Annotated in this window: 14 protein-coding genes; 3 read left to right on the top strand and 11 right to left on the bottom strand. The window is 54.2% G+C overall.

The window, feature by feature from the left end; all coding sequences use genetic code 11:
• Positions 1–19 precede the first annotated feature (19 nt).
• On the top strand, positions 20–607 hold the full coding sequence (locus JJD41_RS02375) for a 5-formyltetrahydrofolate cyclo-ligase (protein ID WP_200664548.1): 588 nt from the start codon (positions 20–22) through the stop codon (positions 605–607).
• Between the two features lie 334 nt (positions 608–941).
• Entirely contained in the window at positions 942–1,787 is an 846-nt protein-coding gene (locus JJD41_RS02370) for a carbohydrate ABC transporter permease (protein ID WP_200664547.1), read from the top strand.
• Between the two features lie 111 nt (positions 1,788–1,898).
• Here the strand turns inward: JJD41_RS02370 and JJD41_RS02365 are convergent, their stop codons facing one another.
• The 7 genes from JJD41_RS02365 to JJD41_RS02335 all read right to left on the bottom strand — a co-directional run bounded on the left by JJD41_RS02365 (position 1,899) and on the right by JJD41_RS02335 (position 17,451).
• Positions 1,899–4,487, bottom strand: coding sequence for an HD family phosphohydrolase (locus JJD41_RS02365; protein WP_200664546.1), 2,589 nt, complete (start codon positions 4,485–4,487; stop codon positions 1,899–1,901).
• A gap of 183 nt (positions 4,488–4,670) precedes the next feature.
• Positions 4,671–5,444, bottom strand: coding sequence for an ADP-ribosylglycohydrolase family protein (locus JJD41_RS02360; protein ID WP_234488473.1), 774 nt, complete (start codon positions 5,442–5,444; stop codon positions 4,671–4,673).
• Between the two features lie 171 nt (positions 5,445–5,615).
• The gene (locus JJD41_RS02355) at positions 5,616–7,688 is read right to left on the bottom strand and encodes an AAA family ATPase (protein ID WP_200664544.1); all 2,073 of its coding nucleotides are present in this window, start codon (positions 7,686–7,688) and stop codon (positions 5,616–5,618) included.
• A 104-nt stretch (positions 7,689–7,792) separates the two neighbouring features.
• Complete coding sequence (locus JJD41_RS02350) at positions 7,793–9,865, bottom strand: P-loop NTPase fold protein (protein WP_200664543.1); 2,073 nt, start codon at positions 9,863–9,865, stop codon at positions 7,793–7,795.
• Between the two features lie 152 nt (positions 9,866–10,017).
• Positions 10,018–10,869 (bottom strand): hypothetical protein, encoded by an 852-nt coding sequence (locus JJD41_RS02345; protein ID WP_200664542.1) that lies wholly within the window; start codon positions 10,867–10,869, stop codon positions 10,018–10,020.
• A 271-nt stretch (positions 10,870–11,140) separates the two neighbouring features.
• Positions 11,141–16,576, bottom strand: a complete 5,436-nt coding sequence (locus JJD41_RS02340; RefSeq protein WP_200664541.1) for a trifunctional serine/threonine-protein kinase/ATP-binding protein/sensor histidine kinase — start codon at positions 16,574–16,576, stop codon at positions 11,141–11,143.
• A gap of 197 nt (positions 16,577–16,773) precedes the next feature.
• A complete protein-coding gene (locus tag JJD41_RS02335) occupies positions 16,774–17,451 on the bottom strand; it encodes a response regulator (protein WP_200667007.1) in 678 nt (225 codons plus the stop codon).
• 256 nt (positions 17,452–17,707) lie between these two features.
• Between JJD41_RS02335 and JJD41_RS02330 the strand changes: the two genes are divergently transcribed.
• Positions 17,708–18,121 carry a peptide chain release factor 1 gene (locus JJD41_RS02330; protein WP_200664540.1) on the top strand — a complete coding sequence of 138 codons (414 nt, stop codon included), beginning with the start codon at positions 17,708–17,710 and terminating at the stop codon, positions 18,119–18,121.
• Positions 18,122–18,378: 257 nt separating this feature from the next.
• On the opposite strand, the gene JJD41_RS02325 is transcribed toward JJD41_RS02330, so the two are convergent.
• The 4 genes from JJD41_RS02325 to JJD41_RS02305 form a co-directional block, all read right to left on the bottom strand.
• Positions 18,379–18,558: a hypothetical protein gene (locus tag JJD41_RS02325; protein ID WP_200664539.1), complete on the bottom strand. Its 180-nt coding sequence runs from the start codon at positions 18,556–18,558 to the stop codon at positions 18,379–18,381.
• Between the two features lie 794 nt (positions 18,559–19,352).
• Positions 19,353–19,766 carry a hypothetical protein gene (locus JJD41_RS02315; RefSeq protein ID WP_200664537.1) on the bottom strand — a complete coding sequence of 138 codons (414 nt, stop codon included), beginning with the start codon at positions 19,764–19,766 and terminating at the stop codon, positions 19,353–19,355.
• 233 nt (positions 19,767–19,999) lie between these two features.
• A complete protein-coding gene (locus tag JJD41_RS02310) occupies positions 20,000–20,605 on the bottom strand; it encodes a WcaF family extracellular polysaccharide biosynthesis acetyltransferase (RefSeq protein WP_200664536.1) in 606 nt (201 codons plus the stop codon).
• A 147-nt stretch (positions 20,606–20,752) separates the two neighbouring features.
• Positions 20,753–23,050, bottom strand: coding sequence for a choice-of-anchor Q domain-containing protein (locus JJD41_RS02305; protein WP_200664535.1), 2,298 nt, complete (start codon positions 23,048–23,050; stop codon positions 20,753–20,755).
• Positions 23,051–23,057: the final 7 nt, after the last annotated feature.

Raw genomic sequence — 23,057 nt, 5'->3', positions numbered from 1 at the left:
GTCTCGAAGATTTGGAACCATGAGTCAAAGCCGTTCACCTCAACCGATCGCCGCAAGGAAATCCCAATTGCGGCGATCGCTGCTCGACCGACGACGATCGATCGACCGCCAGCAGTGGCGCGATCTCAGCGAACTCCTGTGCGATCGCCTGGCGCGGTCTCCCGTCTTCGCCGAAGCTCGGACGGTTCTGGGCTATTTCAGCTTTCGCCAAGAACCGGATTTAAGCCCCCTGTTTGCCGATCGGGGGCGGCGCTGGGGCTTTCCGCGCTGTGTCGGGCGATCGCTCCACTGGCACCACTACCAACCGGGCGATCGGCTCGATCGCGGCGCTTACGGCATTCTCGAACCTTCCGCCGAGGCGGCGGCGATCGCCCCGGAAGAGGTGGATCTGATTTTGGTTCCGGCGGTGGCCTGCGACGAACGCGGTTATCGCTTGGGATATGGCGGCGGTTTTTACGATCGCTTGCTCGCCGATCCTCGATGGCAACAAAAACCGACGATCGCGATCGTCTTCGATTTCGCTATTTTTCCCGAGTTACCGATAGAAGCTTGGGATCTTCCCCTCCAGGGGGTTTGTAGCGAGAAGCAGTTCCGGGCGATCGAGTAGATTCTCAGTGTACCCTCCGATCGCCGCGCGACGGACTATTGTCCGTCGCGCCTCAACTCCCATGAAACATAGGAATCAAGAGAAAAAAATACAATTACTATAATAAAGGAAAAATTTGCCAGTGCAATACTTTTTTAATATTTATTTACATAAAAAATAAAGTAAACAATGCGATCGTTAAGTGAATGAATAGAGACTCAAAACGCGATCGATCGCGCCAGTTACGGAGACGATCGATCGTGAAATCAAAGCCCGGAGCGGCGGGAAGCCGCCCAGGGGCGATCGAAACAGGCTAGGATCCGATCCGACCGGATAGTTGTTCCCGTTGCTGTCTATGACCCGATCCAAAGTGAGCGCCAAAAGCAAATGGCAAATCCTCGGAACTTACGCGCTTCTGAGCGCGATCGCGATCGTGATGTTGCTCCCCTTGCTGTGGCTGCTGAGTACCGCCCTCAAATCGCCGAGTGAAAATATCTTTGCGTTTCCACCGCAACCGATCCCCGAACAGCCGACCTTTGCGAATTTCGTCAAAGTCTGGCAGACCAATCCCTTCGGGCGTTACCTGCTCAACAGCACGATCGTCGCGGTGCTGACCGTGAGCTTGAATCTATTATTTTGCTCCCTAGCGGCGTATCCCCTAGCTCGGTTGCAATTTCGGGGACGGCAGGCGATTTTCAGCGCGATCGTGGCCACGATCGCCATTCCCTTTCAAATTTCGATGATTCCCTTATATATCTTGACCGTACAACTCGGCTTGAAAAACACCTATTTAGGAATCATTTTCCCGTCCCTAGCGTCGGCGTTCGGGATTTTCCTATTGCGGCAAGCCTTTCAAGGAGTGCCCAAAGAGTTAGAAGAAGCGGCGCGGATCGACGGCTGTTCCGAATTAGGAATTTGGTGGCATATCATGCTGCCTGCGGTACGTCCGGCGCTGGTCACCCTGGGATTATTCGTATTTATCGGGTCGTGGAGTGATTTTCTATGGCCGTTAATCGTCATTGATGCCGAAGAATTCTACACCCTCCCCCTGGGAGTAGCGAAGTTAGAAGGGACATTTTCCCTAGATTGGCGGGCGATCGCGGCGGGGTCGATCGTGTCCGTCGCACCCGTTTTCGCGATCTTTGTAGGGTTACAGCGTTATATTGTCACCACCGATGTCGGCAGTGGGGTGAAGGGATGACGATCGAAGTTTAGAGTTTGGCGTTGAGATTTTAGCTTGAGGGGATCGGCAGTGGCGAGAGAAAAACAGGCTTGGGGGTAAAAAGAGCTGACTGGAAGAGACTCTTTTCGCTCAAGTTCTTTTCCCAGAGGCGATCGCCGCCTTCGGATAAGCAATCCGTTTGTGATTGTACTGCTGCCAGACCCGCACGAAGATTTCGGCAATTTTGGGCATTTCCTCGCGAGTGAGACCGGAATCGACCAATTGATCGTCATTCCAACGGGCTTTAAGAATCTTATTGACCATATTCAAAGCCTGTTCGGGAGTCGCCTCGTCGAGGGATCGCAAAGCCGCTTCGCAGGAATCGGCGAGCATGACGATCCCGGTTTCGCGCGATTGAGGGATCGGACCGTCGTAGCGAAACGCTTGTTCGCCGACCGGGGGTAACCCCTGTTGTTCGGCGCGTTGTTTGGCTTGGTGATAGAAATAGGCGATCGCCATCGTCCCTTGATGTTCGGGAATAAACGCTTGAATCGCTTTAGGCAAACGGCACTTGCGCGCCATCACCAATCCTTCGGTCACGTGCTTCTTAATAATCTCGGCACTGATCCAAGGGTCGTTAATTTCGTCGTGTTTGTTCGGTCCGCCCATTTGGTTTTCGATAAAGCCGAGGGCGTCGTGCATTTTACCGATATCGTGATAGAGGGTTCCGGTGCGCACCAGTTCGACATTGCAGCCGAGTTCTTTCGCTGCGGCTTCGGCGAGGGTGGCGACGAACATGGTGTGTTGGAACGTCCCGGGGGCTTCAGCCGCCAATCGTTTTAACAGGGGGCGGTTGGGGTTGGCCAGTTCGGCGAGGCGGATCGGCGTAATCAGGTCGAAAACATGTTCGAGATAGGGACTCAAGCCGAGGGCGACGATACTCCAGGCGACGCCGGAGAGGGCTTGCAGTCCGGCTTCGCCGAGAATCGCGTAACCGACCGGGCCGGTAGAGGCGGTGAGGATGAGGGTGACGATCGGGTAAACCAAGCCCTGGGTGAGGCCGACGAAACCGCCTAGGAGGGCGAGTTCTTCGCGCGATCGCAGTCTTCCGGCGGCGATCGCGCCGACCACGCCTCCGGCGCCACTGGCAATCAGGTGAGTCAAAGGGATGGCGGTTCCGATGGGTAAGAGGATCGAGAGCAACGTGACGGTGGTAGCGCCCAAACGAGAACCGTAGAAACTGCCTAACAGCAAGCCGATCGCGCTCAAGCTCGTAAACGGAATGCCCAATAAGATCAAACTCGGGGCGGTGAGACTGAGTAAAAGAACCAAGACGCGATCGCGCCGTCTCAACTTCGGTTGGGAGCGTCGTTCGACGAGCCAAAACACGGCTACGGCGACACTGACCGCCAGACCGAAGCCAGCGAGTCCGGACCCGTCGATTTCGCGGCGACTGAGATCGAAGCGATCGAGCAGGATAAATTGAGCGTGAGAAATCACTTCTCCCTCGCGGACGATAACATCCCCTTGGTTGACGGTGACGAAGACGGGTTTCACTTCTTGGGCCGCCCGTTCGGCGTGTTTTTGGGTACGTTCGCGGTCTTCCTTGAGGTTGGGTTGAACGACGGCGAGGAGGAGATCGGTGGCCAACGGTTCGGCCTTTTGGGGAACCACGCTTTTAACTTGCATGGCCACGGCGTTTTGCAGTAAGTTTTTCGGCAATCCCGGGGGGATCCCTTGAGCGAGCATTCGCCGCAAGGCGATTTTAATACTTTCCTTGGTCGCCTCCCAGGTGCGATCGTCGAGTTGGAACAAGCTCGGATCGTAGATGCCGTGCAAGGAAGAATTTGAGTCTGTGACTAAGGCGCCGATCGCCGTGGCGTAGGTTTGGCGGGCGTCGGAGATCGCCTCGACCAAAGCGGAGAACGCTTCGGGGCTGTTATTTTCGCGATACTGCTGGACTTCGGCGACGGCTTGCTGACCTTGGGGGGTTAACAAGCCCCGTTCGACGGCCCAAACGGCGCGGGGGGGTTCGCTGGCGCCGGGGGTCTGAGTCGGGACGGGTTCCGGAGACGGGGCGATCGCGCTGCCGACTGCCGGGGGCAGATTGTCGAGGGGTTGCCCTTCGGCGGCGGCGGCCAAAACCGCGCGCAATTCCCAGGCTTGAGCTTCTCTGAGATATTGCTGTACCGTGGGGGATAAAATCTCCGGATCGAGGAAGGGAAAGCCGCCGGAGAGTTCGCGCAGGCGATCGCCTCGAGCCAAAACGCCGTCTAAAACTTTCTCGATCTGCTGGTTGACCGGGCGATCGATGGTCAAGATCGCCGTGGCGCCACTGCGAGCGGCTTCTCGATTTTTTTGAGTGGTTTGGGTATCCTCGACGCGGGCATCTTCGGGAGCCACAAAGGTTTGGGGAGCGACGGTCCCGACATCGAGTTGGGGTTGATTGTAAAAACGATGGCCGAAAACCGCCGTCAAACAGGCGACTGCCAACACCATCGACAGTGGGGAGTGACCCGTGCGGTTGAGGCGACGTCCCATTCTTTGCTTCCACAGGGGAGACTCGGGGGCGGACGTCAGGGAGGGGTCGGGGGCGATCGTCCCCCGCTCGAGGGTCGAACCTTCTCGATTCGATCCCGCTTCCCTACCGCGCAGACTGGATAGAGCGTGCCTAGCATTAGCGGACAACCCTCGCCGCCATTGTTCGAGTTGCCGTGTCAGCGAGTCAATAGATTTCATCCGTCGTGCCTATTACAGACTAAATGAACGGTGCTTGAGAAGGCATGGCCCACATAGGCACCATTATAGAAGGTGGGTCAAACCCCTAACCCCCCCGATCGCTTTACGCGGGGATCGCCGATCGCTTGGGGGTTTGGAGCAAAAACTCGGGGGTCATCGTTCCGTGCTGCTGCCGACGACGAGTTAACGGGGTCGAAGACCGTTCGGGGGCGCCACTGCCAGAAAAGCGCCTGCGGTTTTGGGGGTCTGTTGTAGATCGTAAACCCCAGACCAAGTTTCTAACAACTCGCGGGCGCAGGATTTGAGGTCGAGAAAACCGTCCCCGACGAGGGGATCGCCAGGGCGTTGCCATCCCAGGGGAATGCCTTCGCTGCCGTTGTAAGCTCCGGAGAGACTCCCTGCAATAAAGGCGGTCAAAACCGGGTCTTGTGGCGATCGCGCCGCCCGTAACAGCGACAGTCGCAGATCTTGGGGCGTGCTGCAAAAACAGAACCAGGCTCGGGCGATCGCCCTCAATACCCGATTCTCTTCAAACGTTGACAAAGCGGGCCATGCAGATATTTGCCGTTGGCAGCTCTCCCAACTGGCGCCCTTGCTCGACGCCGTAGCCACCCACTCAAACCCCGCCGCGATCGCCCCGTCGCCATCGTCACCATCGCCGCGCGGGTGGCCGATCGCCCGGTCGAGAGCGGGCGGTTCTCGCAAAGCACGGGCGATCGCGCCCGCCACCCCTGCCAAACCACTCGCGATCGTCGGAGGGATTGACAAAGTATTGCAAATATGATATACAGCTCTCTTTAATAATAGATCGTCTTCGTGAAAATAGAGCGAGAGGGGAACGAAGGAAGCGATCGCGAGGGACGAGGGAGGGCGATCGAACGAAGCGATCTCGCGTTCCCAGGATTCCAAATTCAAGCACCCTTCACGAATCAAATGCCGCGTTGTCGCTACAGCCATTTCGCTGAAATCCTGACGAGTAGAAGTGTTGCCAGTGCGAGCCAATTGCTCTCCAACACGGGCGGCGAGTAGAGTACCTTCAAAGTGGCTGAGCAGAGAATAGTGCATCGGGGTAGGGACTAGTCAGGAGTCGGAAGTCGCGAGAATTAATCTAAAATCTAAAATCGATACCTATCGTTTAAAAACATCTAAAACACAGAGGAGTTGAGCGCGCGGGGGGACACTTTCATCTAAGATTAAAACTTCATTCTCGCGACACAATTGCTCGATCGAGCGATCGACCCGATATTCGTCAGCTTCCGGGAACTGATCCAACGCATTTTGCAACAAAATATGACGTCCCATAATTTGCTGAGTTTTCACCAACGCCAGTAAAAACTCTTTCACTTGACGATCGAGTTTTCGATCTTGTTCTGGAGTCCCCAACTGCTTGTGAGGCATTCCCGTAACGCCGATGATGCGGGTATATCCGGCAAACAGGCCGAGGGTTTGTAATAACGGACATTCGTGCAAAGCTTGCGACTCGCGGACGAGAGCTTGTAATTGACGTAAATTAGGAGTGCGATCGCCGACCACCAACTCCCCTGCACAAGCGGCATTCACCAAACTATGATAAGTCGCCAAATAATGAACCGAGAGCATATCCGTCAAAATATGACGGTGGGGATATCCGGTAAAAATCTGACTGTAGAGCTTATTTCCTTGATTTTTTCGGGTTCCCAAACGTTCGGCGCGCACTAAATACAACGTTTTGCACTTTCCTTGCTTGAGGGCTTTTTCACAAGCTTTCATCACGTGAAAAAAGCCGATTAAATTGGGGTCTTCCGTCCAGACCAACCCGATGCGACCGAGTTGTTCCGGGAGATGATAGCTGAGGGAATAACTGGCATAAGTCGGACTCGGCAACAACTTCGTTTGAATGCCGCGAATTTGAAGAGCTTCCATCGCTTCGCGCAACATTTGGACGAGTTCGGGGGCGGCAAATTGGCGGACGCGGGTAATTTTCGATCGCGTTTTATCGAATTCGCGCAACCAGACTAATTTAAAAGCGGCGAGGGGGTCGCAGGGGCTAGAAACGGGGGGTGGTTCGAGGGTTTTCCGACGATCGCGCGGAGAACTTTGTCGAGAGGGGCGATCGCGGTTTTTCGCCGCTTGAAAGCGATCGCGACCCAACATTAACGCAAATCGAGGTAATGTTTTTCCCCCGGGAAACTTCGCTTCCAAATCTTCTCTTAAAATCGGATAAATCGGCGATCGCGGTCGCTCTTTTACTTGGGCGTGCAGCGATCGCAAACGCATTGCCAACAGGGCTTCTGCTTGGTCGAGGTCGATCGGTCGCAGGCGCAATTTAACATCGATCCGAGCCAGATCCGCCGCTTGTACCCGCTTAGAATGCTGTTTCCAAGTATTGGTAATAATACTAATAACAATTAAAAAATTATTTAACTTTTGATTGTGAACGATCGAATTAACATTAAATAATGCCTGTAAATTAATAAATCCATCTAAGGCGCGATCGATATTATCCAAATTATCAAAACACAGAACGATCGGCTGAGTTGCTGCGGCAATTTTACCAAAATTAGCGAGCATTTTCTGAGCTGCATCTTCCGTATCGATCGCCCGTTTTACCCGAAGCGCTTTCAAACTTTCCTCATCGAGGTCGTCCCCTTTCAACCACTCGCAGGCCATCGGATAGAGTTCGGGATCGGTCAAGTCGTAGAGAACGCCAAAAAACTCATTCGCATTATAAATCCCCGAAGGATACATCCCCTTTAACTGGTGAATAAATAACTTGCGTTCCCCAAACACTTGTTTCATCAAGCCTTGAGATTTAAACGCCGGAAGTCGTTCGATCCAAAGTAACAATTGAGATTGTTTTTCCCCTTCAGGAACGAACATCAAACTATCGACCGTATTGCGTAACGTATGACGCCAGATAAAATCACTTTCGGGCCACGGACCGACATAGCTAAAAAACGCCTTCCGGTTGAGGCGGCGTTTAATCCGACCGAGGAGATAACTTTTCCCCGAACCGGAGTCCCCCGCTAACAGTAACGTGCGAGTTCGGCGGTCGCGAACGACGCAATCGAGGCAGTTTTCGACCTCTAAAAGGATGTCGCGATGAATGGAATCGACATCGAATTGAGGGTCTTGTTCTTCCTGCCAAAAATTACCCGGTCTGAAGGTGGTCGAATCGAAAGGATTGACAGCTTCTTTAATAATGCGATCGATAGATACCACGGCAATGCCTCGGGTTCGGGAGTCGGGATCGAAAGTTCGGAGGTGACCGATTATTGGGAGAATTCGGGGAAAGATCGAGAAAGACGGGAAAGGTTCAATGTTTCTCAATCTCGGATAACATAAACGAGTTGGTCGTCTAATTTAGCTTGGGGATTGAGAATTGCGATCGGATTTTTGCGATCGCACAACTGTTCGATTAACTGATTAATTTGTGCTTCGTCAATGCGGCTAAATTGGCCGAGGGCTTCTTGTAAAAGACGCTGACGCGCCATACACTGCTGGTCGATCGCGCGATTGAGCAAAAAGTCTTCTATCGGCTGCCATTCGTGTTTATTTTTCTCAGTTAAAAGAGGGCGACGAACGGCACCCAATGCATCGAGTAAGGGGCAATCGACCAAGAGATTTGAAGTCTGAATGAGTTGTTTGAGTTCGTCGATATTGGGGGTGCGATCGCCGACGACCAAATCCCCAGAATAAGCATCGTTCACCAAGCCGTGATAGGTGGCAAGATAGTGAACCGAGTCGAGGTCGGGGACGAGATGGCGGTGAGCGGGATCGGCAAAAATTTGGGCGTGAATTTTATAGCCCATATTATTCGGATTGCCGATTTGTTCGGCACGAATGAGGTAGAGAGAATCGCAGTGTTTTTGTTCGATCGTCTCCTGACAGAGTTTCATTAAATTACAAAACTTGGTCAAGTTAAGATCTTCACTCCAAACGACGCCAACGCGACGATCGCCGCGAGGATCGCGATAACTGAGGGAATAACTGGCATAAGTGCGACTGTCCAACAATCGCGGTCGAACTTCGGCGATATCGAGGGCGTCTAACGTTTCGGCCAGCATGGCCATCAGTTCGGGGGAGGAAAACTGACGGATCCGGCTAATTCGACTTTCGGTTTGCTTGAACTTTTTCAACCAAACTAATTTAAATGTAGCGATCGCGTCGATACTCGGAAGCGAAGAAACTTGGGAATCATCGCGGTCGGAGTCCGGCTCACTCGTGCTTGGAGCCAAAGCCGAAATCGACGCGATCGCCGTCCCGTCGGCGGCGGCGTCGTGCCGCATAAATTCTAACTTTCGATCTTGAAACAGTTGGCGACCCAAAATGAGTACATTTCTCGGTCTAGTTTTACCGCCGGGAAACTTTTCTTCTAAGATTTCGCGATCGAGGGGATATAAATTCGTCGGGGGTTGGGTCGCCGATTTGCGGTGTAAGGAATAGAGACGACTGGCCCACAAGGACTCGGCTTGATAGAGATTAATTTGTTTGAGTTGAATTTCGCAATCGAGGCGATCGCGATCGGTGGCTTGAATGCGAAATGCATTTTGCCGCCAGGTATCGGTAATAATACTAATTAAAACTAAAAAGTTTTTAAATTTTTGATTGTGAATCGCCGAATTGACGCTGAATAAACTTTGCAAGTCGATCGCGCCGTCATTCAAGCGAGCGATATTATCTAATTGGTCGAAACAGAGAACGATCGGCTTAGTTTCGGCGGAAATTCTGCCGAAGTTCGCCATAATTTTCTGGGCGGCATCTTCGGTATCGATCGAATGTTGGACGCGCAGGATTTTCAAACTTTCCTCGTCGAGGTCGTCGCCGCGCAACCACTCGCAGGCGAGGCGGGACAGTTTGGGATTAGTGAGGTCGTAGAGGACGCCAAAAAACTCGTTGGCGTTATAAATTCCGGTGGAGTAAGTATCGCGCAGGTGACGGATAAAAAGCTGGCGATCGCCGCGAATCAAATCTAAAATACTGCGATGCTCGAAATGAGACAATCCCTTCAGCCAAATCAGCAATTGAGAGTCTTCTTCCCCTTCGGGAACTTCGAGCAAGCTATCGACGGTGTAGCGTAAAATATGTCGCCAAATATATTCGCTGGCGGTAAACGGTTCGACGTAAACGAAAAAGGCTTTATGGTTGAGGAATCGTTTGAGGCGACCGAGGAGATAGGTTTTCCCCGATCCGGTTTCTCCTTCGAGCAAAATGGTGCGAGTGCGACGATCTTGGGCAATTAAATTAATCAATTGGTCGATCTCCTCTACCGCTTCTTGATGGATGGATTCGACGGTAAAGGTCGGATTTTGTTTTTCTTGCCAAAAATTGCCGGACCAAAAGGTTTCCGCGTCGAAGGGATTGGTTTCGCGTTGAATAACTTGTTCGATGGATGCCACGCTTGCAGACCTCTAGTTTCTAGAATTTAGATCGAGGGGTTTGACTTCGGTTCGGGGGGAAAACGGCGATCGCGGCGGGGAACAGACCGACGTTTCTTGAATGAGTGAGTGTCACGATCTCCGGGTTCGTGCGACGGAGGCACCCGATCGCTTCAGCCGTTGACGATAATAAAAAAGAGCGGTCCGCCGATATCTTGGGCGATACCGCCTTCGATTTGTTCGGGGGTGTAGGAACTGGCTTCTTGTAAAGAACTCAGTTCGATGCGATCGCTGCGTTGGAGGCGATAGAGGGCGCCGTCGAAGGCTTCGCGAGAGAGGGGGGGTTGTAACTGCTGGCGCAATTGAAAAATTGGCAGATAATTTTCCGTTCCTAATTCGCGATCTAAGGTTTGAATCCAGCGCAAAATCTCGTCATCGGTGAGGGTTTCCGCCGACAGGGGTGGAGAAGGGCTTGCCGTAGCGAAGGGGAGGTCGCCGGGAGTGGCGATCGCGCCGGACGCCCCGAGAGATTTTCGCATAAAACGCAAATAGTTAGCCAGCAAATCGAGGCTGAGAACCGGGGTATTGCCACTGGGGGTATATTCTTCGCGCAAATACTCTTCCCCGCGCCGGGTGAGCCAGACCTGCTTGATTTGTGTTTTTTCTGCCTGAATCAAACCGCGATCGAGCAAACTTTGAATCACCGACTCACGGCGGTCGAGGGGCAATCCAGTTTGAGCGGGGGTAATGCCGTGTTCGGCGCAGGCTTGCAGCAGTTGCACTTCTGCTTCGGAGATCGGCAGGATCTGGGTATCGAGCTGCAAGAGGGATTTTCCGGGGGGAGCGATCGCGAATTTGAGAATTTCTTCCTGATAATCGATCAGATCGCGATCGCGCAACTGGCGGGCGATCCGATCGCGTTGGGAGGCTTTCGTTTCTGGATTCGGTTTGAGTTTCGCGATGGGCGCGCGAGCGTCGGTAAACCCGATTAACTTGAGTAAAAATTTCAGTTCCTGCACGTCCATGAATTCGACTCGATCCCACTGCCAACAATACAACCGGGCGATTCTCCTTTGGAGACGGGACCCGTTCGCGAAGCGGCTCCCTTGGAGCATCGCCCATATCTAGTTTAGAGGGAGGCGAGACGATTGAGAAAATTTTAGAGTCGAGCTTTTAGAGTTTAGATTTCACTTCTGGCAGGCAGAAAAGAGCGAACGGGAGACATTCGATCGGGTTTGATGTAGTCCTGGAAAAGAAAAAAGCGGCGACCGGAACTTCAAAAAGATCCCCATCGATCTAAGCCTCCGGGGGGCGATCGCGCGGTTTCGGTTGTAAAGGAATTTCGATCCTAAATGCGGTTCCCCGACCCGGTTGCGAGTCGCAGGTGAGCCGACCGCCGTGGAGATCGACAATAATCTGATAACTCGTAGACAGTCCCAACCCGGTTCCCGAACCGACGGGTTTCGTAGTAAAAAACGGGTCGAAAATACGATTGAGAATCTCCGAGGTCATTCCCGGTCCGTTGTCGGCGATCGTAATCCCGACCGATTCCTCGTCGGTGCATTCCGTCGCGATCCGAATTTGGGGATCTCGGGCGTCCGCCTCGGGTAAATCGAGTAAAGGACAATTCGTTCCGAGTAAATCCAACGCATCGATGGCGTTATTCAAAATATTAAGAAAAACTTGATTGACTTGGGATGCATGACAAGTCACCTTGGGGAGGCAATCGCAGTAATCCCGTTCCACCACGACCTCGCCGCGATGGCGGTTTGCGTGCAAGCGCGATTGCAGCACCAACAAGGTACTCTCGATCCCCTCGTGCAAATCCACCAACTTAATACTCGATTCGTCGAGTCGGGCGAAACTACGCAGACCTAAAATAATATTGCGAATCCGTTCGGCGCCCGATTTCATCGAAGCAATCAAGTTTTGCAAATCTTCCACTACAAAATCGAGGTCGATCTCCTCAATTTTTTCTCTAATTTCCGGTTTCGGTTCGGGATAGTATTTTTGGTATAAATCGATCAGTTCGACCAGATTGGCAATATAGTCGCGAGCGGGGTTGACATTGCCGTAAATAAACCCGATCGGATTGTTAATTTCGTGGGCGACCCCGGCGATCATCTGTCCCAAACTGGACATTTTTTCCGTTTGAATCAGTTGGGCTTGAGTGCGTTTGAGTTCTTCCAACATTTGAGACAGACGCAAGTTTTTCTCGTTAATTTCTTGAGTGCGTTCTTGAACTTTTTCTTCTAAATTGGCATAGAGCAAGGCATTGTCGATCGAGATGGCGGCTTGACCGGAGAGCAGGCGCAAGACTTCGAGGCGGTCTGGGGTAAAGGCGCCTGCAGTCAAGTTATTTTCTAAGTAGAGAATGGCGATCGCCCGTCCTCCATTGACGATCGGGGTACACAAGACCGATTTGAGTTCGCACGCGGCGATATAGGGATCCCCAGTAAATTGTCCGTCCCGACTCGCATCGCTCAAGACGACATCGGACAGGGTGCGTTCGACGTAGTGAATCACACTCAGGGGGAGACGGTCGGCGCGATCGATCGCACTAGAGGGGTGAACCCTGACGCCGTCGAAGTCGATCGCGCTTTCGGCGGCGAGGAACAAGCCATCCTCGCGACATAAAATCAGACAGCCTTTACGAGCTCCGGCATTTTCGAGCAAACTCTGCATTAATTTGGCGAGCAGCTTGTCGAGGACGATCTCGCTCGAGATGGCTTGGGAGACTTTAATCACCGTGGTTAAATCGAGGGAGGTTTCGCCGCCAAAGCGCAGGGTGGCGCGGCGGTCGTCGGTGGCGGGAGGGGTCGGGCCGACCGGGAAGGCGTCGTCTAACTCGCGGACTTTGCGAGTGGCGCCCCAGCGTTGGTAATAGGATCGGGCTTGTTCGCGATAGGTGGCGGCGAACAGTTCGCGATCGCGGTAAAATTCGGCGGCCCGTTCGTAGGCGAGGGCGACATCTTGGGGATAATCGTGGGTTTTAGCGAGGGCGATCGCCCGTTCGTAGGCTTCGATCGCCTCGAAAGGACGACCGAGAACCCGGTGGCGTTCGGCTTCGACGAGGTGGTATTGATGGGCGAAATTGGCGCCGTTGTGTTTCGCCCAACGGTGGAGTTGGCGTTGGTTGGCGCTCACCCGGCGGCGGATTTGTCGGCGATCGCCCTCGTCGGCTTGGGGATAGACAGCTAACTGGGCGAGGGAGTCGTAGAAATAAAAGACAGTGCGGGCAAAACTGCCCAAATCTAAATTGGCGCGGCAGGTGTCGGCGTGGGCGATCGCCGTGCGGTAGCGACCGAAGCGATAGGCGAGGATAGTTTGGTTGAGCGACGGGAAAAATAAGGTACTTTTATCGTTAGTTTCGCTGTCTTCGATCGCTTTACTGTCTTCTATTTCTTCCGTTCGATCCAACCAATAAAGAATTATCTTGCGATAACCTTGCAATGAAGTGCGGGCGTGGTCGTGGGCGATCGCCCGGGTCATGTCGATCGCCTGCTCGACTTCGGCGAGCAAGCGGTTTAACTCGCAACCGCAATGATAAGCGTGTACAGCCCAGATAAAAGCGCTGTACCCGGCATATTCGGAATCGCCGTTGTCGAGGGCGAGGGCGCGAGCGCGGGCGAGGGGGGCCAAGGTATCCCGTAAGGGCTGGTGCCAAAAACGGACAAAAGTATGGACGATGTGAGTGACCCGGGCGAGGACCGTCGGATTGGCGCTCTCTTCGGCGAGGGTACAGGCGAGCTGACTCCAGCGCACTCCCGAGGAGAGGTCTTGGAACAGGGCACAGCGCACGGTGGCGTAATTGGCATAGGCGATCGCCGATTCGGGGGCGTGACCCCAGCGCAATGACAGGCGAATCGGCGCGATCGCGATCGCCGGAAACCAGTGACTCGCCCCCAAATAGGACGCGGGAAAGACGCTGGCGAGAATCCGCATGGCGGCCAACGTGCGCGGGTCGCTCATCGGCGGGCGTTCGCGCAATCCGGCGCTCCCGTAGCGGTGCCAAGCCGCTTCCAGGGGCAGACAAGACCACCACAAGCGCCCGGGATGTCGGCGATCGGGAACGGGGAACCCGAGTAATTGCAGGGTTTCCAACGCCAAAGCGACGGCGGCGGCGAATTCCTGGCGAGTGGCGTGGGTTCGGATTTGCAGCTCGTAGACCCGGATGCAATCGAGGGGGGAGTGGACCTGTTGGCGAACGATCGCGGCCCACTCGGACATCTGGGCGAACTCGCCGCATAAATAAGCCAGTTCGGTGCCTTCCAGGTAGACGGCCAAGGTGAGGGCATAATGGCTTTGCCAAGCGTCGGCGGGCAACAGGGCGCGGGCGACATTCAGATACTGGAGGCCGAGAGAGTAGGCGGTGGCGGTTTTGGCGTGGCGTCCGGCCCAGCAATTGAGTTCGGCGAGGCGGGGGCGTTCCTCTAGGGTCTGTGCCGGAGAATCGCGGTCCGTCGGCATTGCGGCCCGGGCCCAATTCAACTGATTGACCGTGGCAAAAATGCGCTCGGGTTCGGCGTCCTCTTCAAGTTGCTGCTGCCAGAGTTGGCCGATTTGCCAGTGCAAGGCGGCGCGTTCGCGTTCGGGAATGAGGGAATAAGCGGCTTGTTGAATGCGATGGTGGGCGAATTGATAGTCGAGGCTTCGGGAGGTTTGGGAAGGGTTGGAGGGGGGTAAGGGGGAATAGCTCGAACCGCACTGGAAGATGAGGGAAGCGGCGATCGCCTCTTGCAAATGGGCGGCAGTGTCTGGGGGCGAAGCGTTTTCGAGACGGGCTAAGGTTGACAGGTCAAATTCCGTACCGATACAGGCGGCCCGTTGGAGCAGGTGTTGGGTGTGGGGGGAGAGGGTTTGAATTTTGGCGGCGAGCAGTTCGACGAGATTGTCGGCGATCGTTTGGGAGCGGACGCGATCGAAGGACCACTGCCAACTCATGCTCTGATAGTCGAAGGCGATCGATTGGTTTTCGTAGAGGGAGTTTAAAAATTCTTTGATAAAGAAAGGGTTGCCGTTGGTTTTGGCGCGGACGACTTCCGCCAGGGGGCGGGCGGTGTCCGGGGAACAGCGCAAGGTATCGGCGATCCACTCGCTCACGGCGGTGTCGCTCAACGGGCCGAGGGCGATCTCGCTAATGCCGACGCCGTGTTGGCGCACTTCGGCGAGGGTGGCGTCCCATCGGGCATCGAAGGGGGGGTCGGTGTCGCGACAGGCGAGAATGGCGAATAAGGAATGGCTGTCGGGGGCGGTTAAGATCGCTCGGATCAGTTGCCAGGAGGCGGGATCGGCCCATTGCCAATCGTCGAGGAAGAGGACGACGGGATGTTCGAGTTGGGTGAAGACGCGCACCAGGTTTTCAAAAACGAGGTGAAAGCGATTGGGGGTGTCGTGGTTGGGGGGCGATTCTCCTTTGGAGACGCTTTCGCGTTCGCCGGAGGGAATGTTTTTGAGGATGAGTTTGAGTTGGGGGATGGCTTCGACGGCGATTTTGGCGCGATCGCCCAGAGCCGCATCGAGTTTTTGGCGCCAGAGTTCGAGGTTTTCGGCACTTTCGGTGAGCAGTTGGGCGATCGATTCGTCAAAGGCTTGGATGATGGCTTGATAGGGGCGCTTGGCGCCGAGACGGTCGAATTTGCCGGAGAAGAAGTAGCCGCCTCGTTGCACGACGGGTTTGTAGAGTTCCCGAATTAGGGAGGTTTTGCCCATACCGGAGGCCCCTCGGACGATCGCCAGTTCGATGCCGTGGCGATTGCTGCCGGGTTCGGTGGCGGCGGCGCTGCGATCGAAGGCTTGGCGTAAGGTTTGGAGTTCGGCTTGTCTGCCGTAGACGGTTTGAGGAATCTGAAAGCGATCGCAGATATCGTTTTCGCCAGGAATCAGGTCTTCGATTTCTCCGGTGGCTTCCAGTTGCATCCGGCAAATGACCAGATCGGCGTGAATGCCCCAGGCACTTTGATAGCGGTCTTCGGCACTTTTGGCGAGGCATTTCATCACGATCTCGCACATGGCCCGGGGGAGATCGGGGTTGAGATCGTGGAGGGGAGTGGGTTGTTTGGCAATATGGGCGTGGATCAGTTGGAGGGGGTCGCCTTGGGGGTCGAACATCGGCTGACGGGCGAGCAGTTCGTAAAAGGTGGCGCCGAGGGAGTAGAAGTCGGTGCGGTAGTCAATCGCCCGATTCATGCGTCCGGTTTGTTCGGGAGAGAGGTAGGCGAGGGTGCCTTCTAAGGCTTTGGGGTTGTCGAGGGCTTGGTTGTCGCGAGTGCAAAGGCTGGCGATGCCGAAATCGATCAGTTTGACTTGTCCGGTGGTGGGATTGAAAACGATATTGGCCGGGGTGATGTTTTTGTGGATGATGTGGGCGGCGTGGAGGTGGGCGAGGGTGTCGGTGAGCTCGACGGCGACGTGAAGGAATTGTTCGAGGCTTAAGGGGCGATCGCCTGCGAGGCGATCGAGGGAGCGACCGCCGAAGTCTTCGAGGATCGCGATCGGGCGGTCGCGATCGCGCTCCAAGCTGTAGACTTTGACGACCCCTTCGAGGTCTAGGGAGCGCGTGAGTTCGTATTCTTGTTGGTAGCGGGTGATTTCGGCCTCGGTCGGCACTTCGGAGCGCAAAATTTTGAGAATCACCCGTCGGTTATCTGCATGGCGCACGCCCCGACAGACGAGGGACTGGGAACTTTCGTAAATTGTCTCACCGATCGTAATGCCGGGAAGGGCGAACATAGGGGGATTCTCCTCTCACACAGGGGGCGGCGATCGCACGGCGACGACCTAGGAGGATCGCAAGGGGCGCACTCGCTTGAGTGCTCGCTTCTCCTAAGACAAAATTTAACTGTTTGTTTCGATTTTGTCTGGCGGTGGTCGAGGGCGGGGAAAGGGCGCAAATCGTCCGGGTTGGGGGATTGGGAGAGGAAGGTCGCTCAGACTAAGCCGGAGCGCAAGGCAACCACGGCGGCTTGGACGCGATCGTCTACGGCGAGTTTGTTCATGATGCCGCGCACGTGAGTTTTAATCGTGTTGGGACTGAGGTAGAGGGCGGCAGCGATTTCGGGGTTGCTGTAGCCTTCGACCATCAGTTTGAGGACTTCGAGTTCTCGTTGGGAGAGTTGACCGATATTAGTCGGGGTGGCGGGGGGTTTGAGGTGGTCGATCACCAGGCGGGCAATTTGGGGATCGAGATAGGTGGCGCCTTCGGAGGCGGCGGCGATCGCGGCGACGAGGCGATCGACGCTAGCCCCTTTGATACAGTAGGCATCGGCCCCACTGGACAGGGCTGCAATAATTTCGTTTTCGGTGGTGTGAGAGGTCAGCATCACTACTCGCACTTCCGGCAGTTCTTCTTTGATTTGTTGGGTGGCGGCAATGCCATCCAAGCGGGGCAGTCCGATATCCATGACGACGAGATCGGGCTGCAGTTGACGGGCGGCGGCGACACCGAGAAAGCCGTCTTCGGCTTGGCCGACGATTTCGAGGTGGGGGTAGGTGGATAAGGCTTGCTCTAACCCCAGTTGCATCATCGGATCGTCTTCGACAATCAGGAGTTTGAGCGGTTCGGAGGTCGGGGCAGAATTTAAGGATTCAGCAATTTCAGAGGTCATGGCTAGGAGCGATCGCGAGCGGATGGGAACGCGGTTTACCGTCATTTTACAGGTGCCTCTCGGGATCTCCTGGAGCGGCACTCTCGTGTTGTCCCCTATTAAAACATTGGCGTTCGGGCGATCGCGATCCTCCCCCTGGGGATAGGACGGCGATCGCCGAGGCTTTTCTGGGAATTCTCTACTGTCCATCCGGGCAACTGTCAACGGCGCGATCGCCCCCGATAAAATAGGGAAAATTTAACTGAGGGGTCTTGAGATGAGCAGTCCGTTCCAGTCTTTGAAACAGTTACCGTGGCGATCGCTGTTGCAAGTGGCTGCTGTCGCGACGGTGGCCCTGGCCGCCCTCGATTTTACCCTCTTTTGGGTGGCGGTAGTGTCGGCGAGTTTCAGACACAGTTTGGAGTTGTTGTTTGCACCGCCTTTGGGACTGGCGATCGCCCTGAGTGTCGCCGTCGGCTTCGGCGCCTTTGGGGTATTCCTGGGCGAGCAGTGGTATGCCCCTTCTTTCTTCAATCGTTCTACTCTTTGGGCGTTGGTGTTTTGTCTGCTGCTCGGCGTAGGAGTGAAATCTCTGTTCCCTTTACCCTCGCTCTTGCTGGCCTTGTCTCGCCTGTCTTTAATTGGAATTAGCCTCGGCGTCTTTTGGAAAGGGCGACCGTATTGGCGCTAAATGCTATTCTCGAAACAGAGAAAAAAAATCCCGCTCGCATCGAACGGGAAGCCATCAGGGTGCATCTACTGAGATCTACATTAAACCAGTGAGGGGTTATACCCCCCACTGGTTTAATAAGTCTTTACAATTTAGGGCGAAGCGGCGATCGCCCCTGGGATTGGAAGCCATTAAAAAACCTCCCGGTGATTGGGGAGGTTAGTGAGGGAAGCATTCAAACACGAGTAGAGACGGAATAGAGTTTCGCTAGGACGCATTCAGGGTTCGAGATCCCATTGGCAAACGAGAGAGCCGTCACGAGCGCGTTCCCAATGAGCGGTCAAGGGATGGGGTTTTCTGGCTTTGGCGCGATCGATGAGAGCGAACAACGGGTTGTCGCGACGGGGTTGAGTTTGGCTAACAGAAGTTTCCGGTTTTTTTAAAAGTGTGGTGGACATTTTTTTGCCCTCTTTGATTGAGGATTTTTGCTATATTTCAATCTTAGCCACGGTTTCCCCTAATTTTTGTGATAAAGCGCACGGAATAGCTGAGATCTACAAGCAGGGAGGGTGCGATCGCCGTCACCCCGACCCCATCCCAGTAGAACGGCCATTGTGACGAATTTTCAGCGATTCGAGCTGCCGAGTCTCGGTCGAGGGGTTTGTCATGACGCGCCCGTGGGGCGATCTCCTGCACGAAGTCACTGGAAATCGGTGTTTGAGATCGCTCAAAAGAAAGATTTAGATCGCCCTTCAAGTTGAGATCGATCGCGGGCGATCGCCCCAAGAAAAGGCGACAATAGAAGTCAAGAGACCATCAAAAATTAGCCCGACTTTTGCCGCTCGTGCGAGTAAGGAGACGAGAGGATGCATCCCGAAAAACCCAACAGAGAAAACCCGAATAATTCATCAGATCGTTGGCAAGAATTATCCCGTGACTTGGGTAAAATATTTGCCGTTTACTACACCTGGACTTTTGCGGGATTGTTGCCTCCGAGCCCAAGAAAAGTCCCGAACGTCCCCCAATCGGAATCGGAACCCAAAGAGGGGGATCGATAAATTTGCGGGGCGATCGCGCCGAGCGGATGAGTCAATCTAGAACGGAGAAAATTCACCAATAGAACGGCCCGAAACCGAAAGATTCCGGGCCGTTCTATTTTATTTTGAAATAGGGAGAGAAGCAAACAGTTAAAAAGAGAAAACCCAGGGGACGAACTGGCAGACCGTCAAAAATTTAAACCCCAGGAAAATATTTATTCTTGACTGGTTCGCACCAGTTTTTCAGCTTTAGTAAAGCCTCCTTTAATTTCCTCGTGAGAATAAGCGGCATAACTTTGCTGGCCTTCCGGATCCGAATATAATTTCGAGATCGTAACGACAATTGGCTGACCGTTCCAGTTACGAACGACGATGTTATCGCCGACCTCAAAAGTTTCTCCCTCACTGTTACTGACAGCTTCCAATTCCGGCAAAGGCGCAACGATCTTCGGTTTCGGCTTGGGTTTGCTTTCCGGTTTGGAAGTATCGGAGCTGAGTCGCTCCGTCTCCGAGGACTCTTGAGGTTGTTCGCCAGCCTCCGACCGTTCGCGAAGCTCTTCCTCAGCCGGGTTAGTTTCTTTAGGTTTTTCCGTAGATTTTCTGATACTTACAATTTCGGGTTTTTTCATTGTGATTGGGGGAACAATCCTACAGTGAGCCATACAGGACACGGGTATCGGAAACGGGATAACCGATGCCATGTCCGAGGTAACTTTTTATTGCGTCGTGACGCCAAACAATAGCATTTTAACAATTAAAATTGGCAGAGTCGATCCGACGAGAATAAATTCTCGTCAGTGCGTTTGTTATTATTTTTTAGCCGATCGCCCCGCTCGAAAAAAGGGCAACGAACGCAGATGGGTTAAATCGTTTGAGGGTTATTTTGAGGGCGTTCGCGAGGCAAGCCGTCGGGAGGAGGATCGAGGGGGTGTAAAACGCGAGTTTTGACCGCTTGGGCCGGATGACCGCTATAAACCGTCAGGGGAGCGAGCGATCGCGCCGCCACACTCCCTAAAGTCAAGACCGCTTCGCGACCGACGCGCACCCCCGGTCCGACAGTGGCGCGCGCTGCGATCCAGGCGCCGCGTTCGATATAAATTTCGCCGAGTTGGAGGGTAAAGCGGGGGTCGGACCAGTCGTGGTTTCCGGTACACAGATAGACCGATTGAGACAAACAGACGTGACTTTCGAGAGTAACGGGAGCGAGATTGTCAATCCAAGTCTGTTCGCCGATCCAAACCCAATCGCCGACGGTCAAGCGCCAGGGAAATTTGATGAGAACGCCGGGTTTGATGCGGACGCTACAGCCAATTTGGGCGCCAAAACAGCGCAAGACCCAAACTTTGAACGTAGAAAAAGGCAGCCAGGAGCTAGAAACCAAACGAGAGCCGATGAAATACCAGGATAACTGCTTCCATAACGGAGCGCCGGGGGTATAGTTTTGGGTCGTATATAAATCGAGGCGCATGGGGAAATGAGGGTAGAGACCGATTCAATCTGAGTTATTTCTCGATCGCCGTCGGGGGTGAACCGGATGTTTTCGCCGGAACCGACCTCGAAAAAAAGGGAACGAACCCGATCGCGATCGGGTTCGTTTGAGGGGTCAACTCAAGGCTCAAACGTAGGTGAAGTAACTGTCATTGAGATTGAGTTCGCTACTGGGAACATCGCGGACGACGGCCACGAGTTCCGGGGAAGTTTGGCCGGAGGTGTAGTAAATTCCGGTTCCGGTGGTCACCTCACCGAGTTGGTAGCTCGCTGCCGACCCGTGGAGTTGGATGCGGTCTTCGAGTTTGTTGAAATCGGCGATCGTGGCCAGATCGGTGCTGCCGTCGGTGGAGGGGTCGCGATCGTCGTAATAGACGCGAGTCGCGTCGCCGAGGACGAAGGTATCGCTATTACCGCCGCCACTCAAGAGATCTTGTTCGTTCGTACCGGGAGCCGCCGCATTGGGATCGACCCCATTGAGGACGTCGTTACCCAAGCCGCCGTAGAGGTTATCATTCCCCGTCCCTCCGGTGAGGCGATCGTCTCCCGGTTGACCGAACAACTCGTCATCGCCGTCATTGCCTTCGATGATGTCATTGCCTTGGTCCGCGTAGACGAGATCGTTACCCGAGCCACCGAAGAGCATATCTTCGTGCCAGCCGCCATAAAGGCTGTCGCTGCCGCCGGAACCGAAGAGGGTGTCATTGTCGGCGTGACCGTAAATTAGGTCATTGCCCTCGCCACCATCGATGTAGTCGTTCCCCTTGTGAGCGATAATTCTTTGGTCGGCGGATCCGCCGAATAGAGAATCGTCGCCGAAGGTTCCGCTCAACGAGTCGCTGTTGTCGGGGGTGATGGTCGGACCGACAAATTCAAACGAGCCGATATCGATTTGGCCGTCGGAGCGCGCCACGCCGAGTTGATCCGTGGTCAACCCCGTAACGCTGCCCCCGGCATCGATCGCCGGAGAGCCTGCGAGCAAGGGATGGACGAGGGCGCCGTTGAGTTCTTGCAAGGCGCCGAGTTGGGGATCGACGAGGGTGACATTGGCGGTGATGTTGGCATCGTCGGGATTGCTGGGATTTTTAGGGGGATATTGGATGTTGTTGCCGCCGTCGAGTAATTGGCGGTAAGTGTGCTGGTAGATATTGTTAGGGTTGCCCGCCGAGTTGTCGTCAAAGATCGAGTTTTGAACTGTAATCGGCTGCGAATCACTGAATACAGCCCCCCCAACGCGGGCGGCATAGTTATTCGCTAGGGTTGTATTGACTAGATTAATCCCGTAACCGTCATCGGTATTGACCGTGAGCGCCCCGCCCAGTCCATCACTGCCGTCTGCATTGGCGGCGCGGTTGCCGGAAAAGGTACTGTTGAGGATATCCACGGGCGATCGCTCGCCCAACCACAAGCCCCCTCCCTGAGAAAGGGCCGAATTATTGGCAAATGTAGTATCGCGAATTGTCAACGCGCCATTCCCATGGCGCAATCCGCCACCGTAAGAACTCCCCCGAGAATCTTCAATCACTGAGTTGTTGACGATCGTACTCCCTTCAACGATCGCGTTGTCGTCGTTGTAGAGGTAGAAAAACAAGCCTCCTCCCTGTCCGGCGCCCTTATTGCCTTCAAACCGACTGTTGGAGACCTGAATTGTACCTGCGGTGGAGGCATCTTGATGGTTGCTGGCACCATCGACGTAAATCGCTCCCCCAAAGCCTCGGGTGTAGTTGGTTTCCGGGGTTCCGAACGGTCCGCCCGGAGTCGAGTCGTTGTTGGTAAATGTGGAGTTTTCGACGGTCAGTTTGCTCAACAAGTTATTGATTGCGCCGCCGTTAATCCCTTTATTGTTAGTAAATTCGCTATCGCGGACGATTAACTCGCTTTCACTTTTGACGGCGATCGCCCCGCCTCCCCTCTCACTGGCGACTCCATCAGCAGATAACGAAACTCCGTTATTATTGTCGAATTTACTGTTAATAACGGTAGTTTTACTTCGCCAGCCCGAGAAAATCGCCCCGCCCCCTTCTCCGGCAGCCACGTTATTTCTAAACTCACTATTTTCGACGATCAAATTCGTTTGTCCGATGGTGCGAATGGCACCGCCACCACCGGGTTCGCCAATTTCACTCGTTTTTCCATCGGCAAGAATTAAATTTCTCAGGGTAACGTCGATGGGATTGTAATCGAGATCGTGCGTGGTAAAAAAGATACGACTTTGATGGTTACCACTAATTGTAAGACCCGGTGCGTTGGCTCCATCAATGGTCAGAGTTTTATTGATGTCCAGTTGGCCGCTTGTCAAGGTAATTTGGCTGTTGGCCAGGGAGGAATCGAATTGAATGGTATCGCCACTTTGGGCGAGTTGGAGGGCTTCGCGCAAAGACCCGGTGCCGTTGTCTGCGGTGGTGGTAACGGTTAAAATTGCCATGATTCTG

Source organism: Oxynema mangrovii CENA135 (assembly GCF_016632315.1).
Lineage (GTDB): Bacteria > Cyanobacteriota > Cyanobacteriia > Cyanobacteriales > Laspinemataceae > Oxynema > Oxynema aestuarii.
The sequence above is the reverse complement of the archived record's forward strand: the minus strand, read 5'-3'. Positions and strand labels throughout refer to the sequence as shown.

Bases quoted from the DNA above. Each gene is read 5' to 3' on its own strand.
- JJD41_RS02375 (WP_200664548.1), top strand. From the start codon at position 20: ATGAGTCAAAGCCGTTCACCTCAACCGATCGCCGCAAGGAAATCCCAA.
- JJD41_RS02370 (WP_200664547.1), top strand. From the start codon at position 942: ATGACCCGATCCAAAGTGAGCGCCAAAAGCAAATGGCAAATCCTCGGA.
- JJD41_RS02365 (WP_200664546.1), bottom strand. From the start codon at position 4,487: ATGAAATCTATTGACTCGCTGACACGGCAACTCGAACAATGGCGGCGA.
- JJD41_RS02360 (WP_234488473.1), bottom strand. From the start codon at position 5,444: ATGGCTGTAGCGACAACGCGGCATTTGATTCGTGAAGGGTGCTTGAAT.
- JJD41_RS02345 (WP_200664542.1), bottom strand. From the start codon at position 10,869: ATGGACGTGCAGGAACTGAAATTTTTACTCAAGTTAATCGGGTTTACC.
- JJD41_RS02340 (WP_200664541.1), bottom strand. From the start codon at position 16,576: ATGTTCGCCCTTCCCGGCATTACGATCGGTGAGACAATTTACGAAAGT.
- JJD41_RS02335 (WP_200667007.1), bottom strand. From the start codon at position 17,451: ATGACCTCTGAAATTGCTGAATCCTTAAATTCTGCCCCGACCTCCGAA.
- JJD41_RS02330 (WP_200664540.1), top strand. From the start codon at position 17,708: ATGAGCAGTCCGTTCCAGTCTTTGAAACAGTTACCGTGGCGATCGCTG.
- JJD41_RS02325 (WP_200664539.1), bottom strand. From the start codon at position 18,558: ATGTCCACCACACTTTTAAAAAAACCGGAAACTTCTGTTAGCCAAACT.
- JJD41_RS02315 (WP_200664537.1), bottom strand. From the start codon at position 19,766: ATGAAAAAACCCGAAATTGTAAGTATCAGAAAATCTACGGAAAAACCT.
- JJD41_RS02310 (WP_200664536.1), bottom strand. From the start codon at position 20,605: ATGCGCCTCGATTTATATACGACCCAAAACTATACCCCCGGCGCTCCG.
- JJD41_RS02305 (WP_200664535.1), bottom strand. From the start codon at position 23,050: ATGGCAATTTTAACCGTTACCACCACCGCAGACAACGGCACCGGGTCT.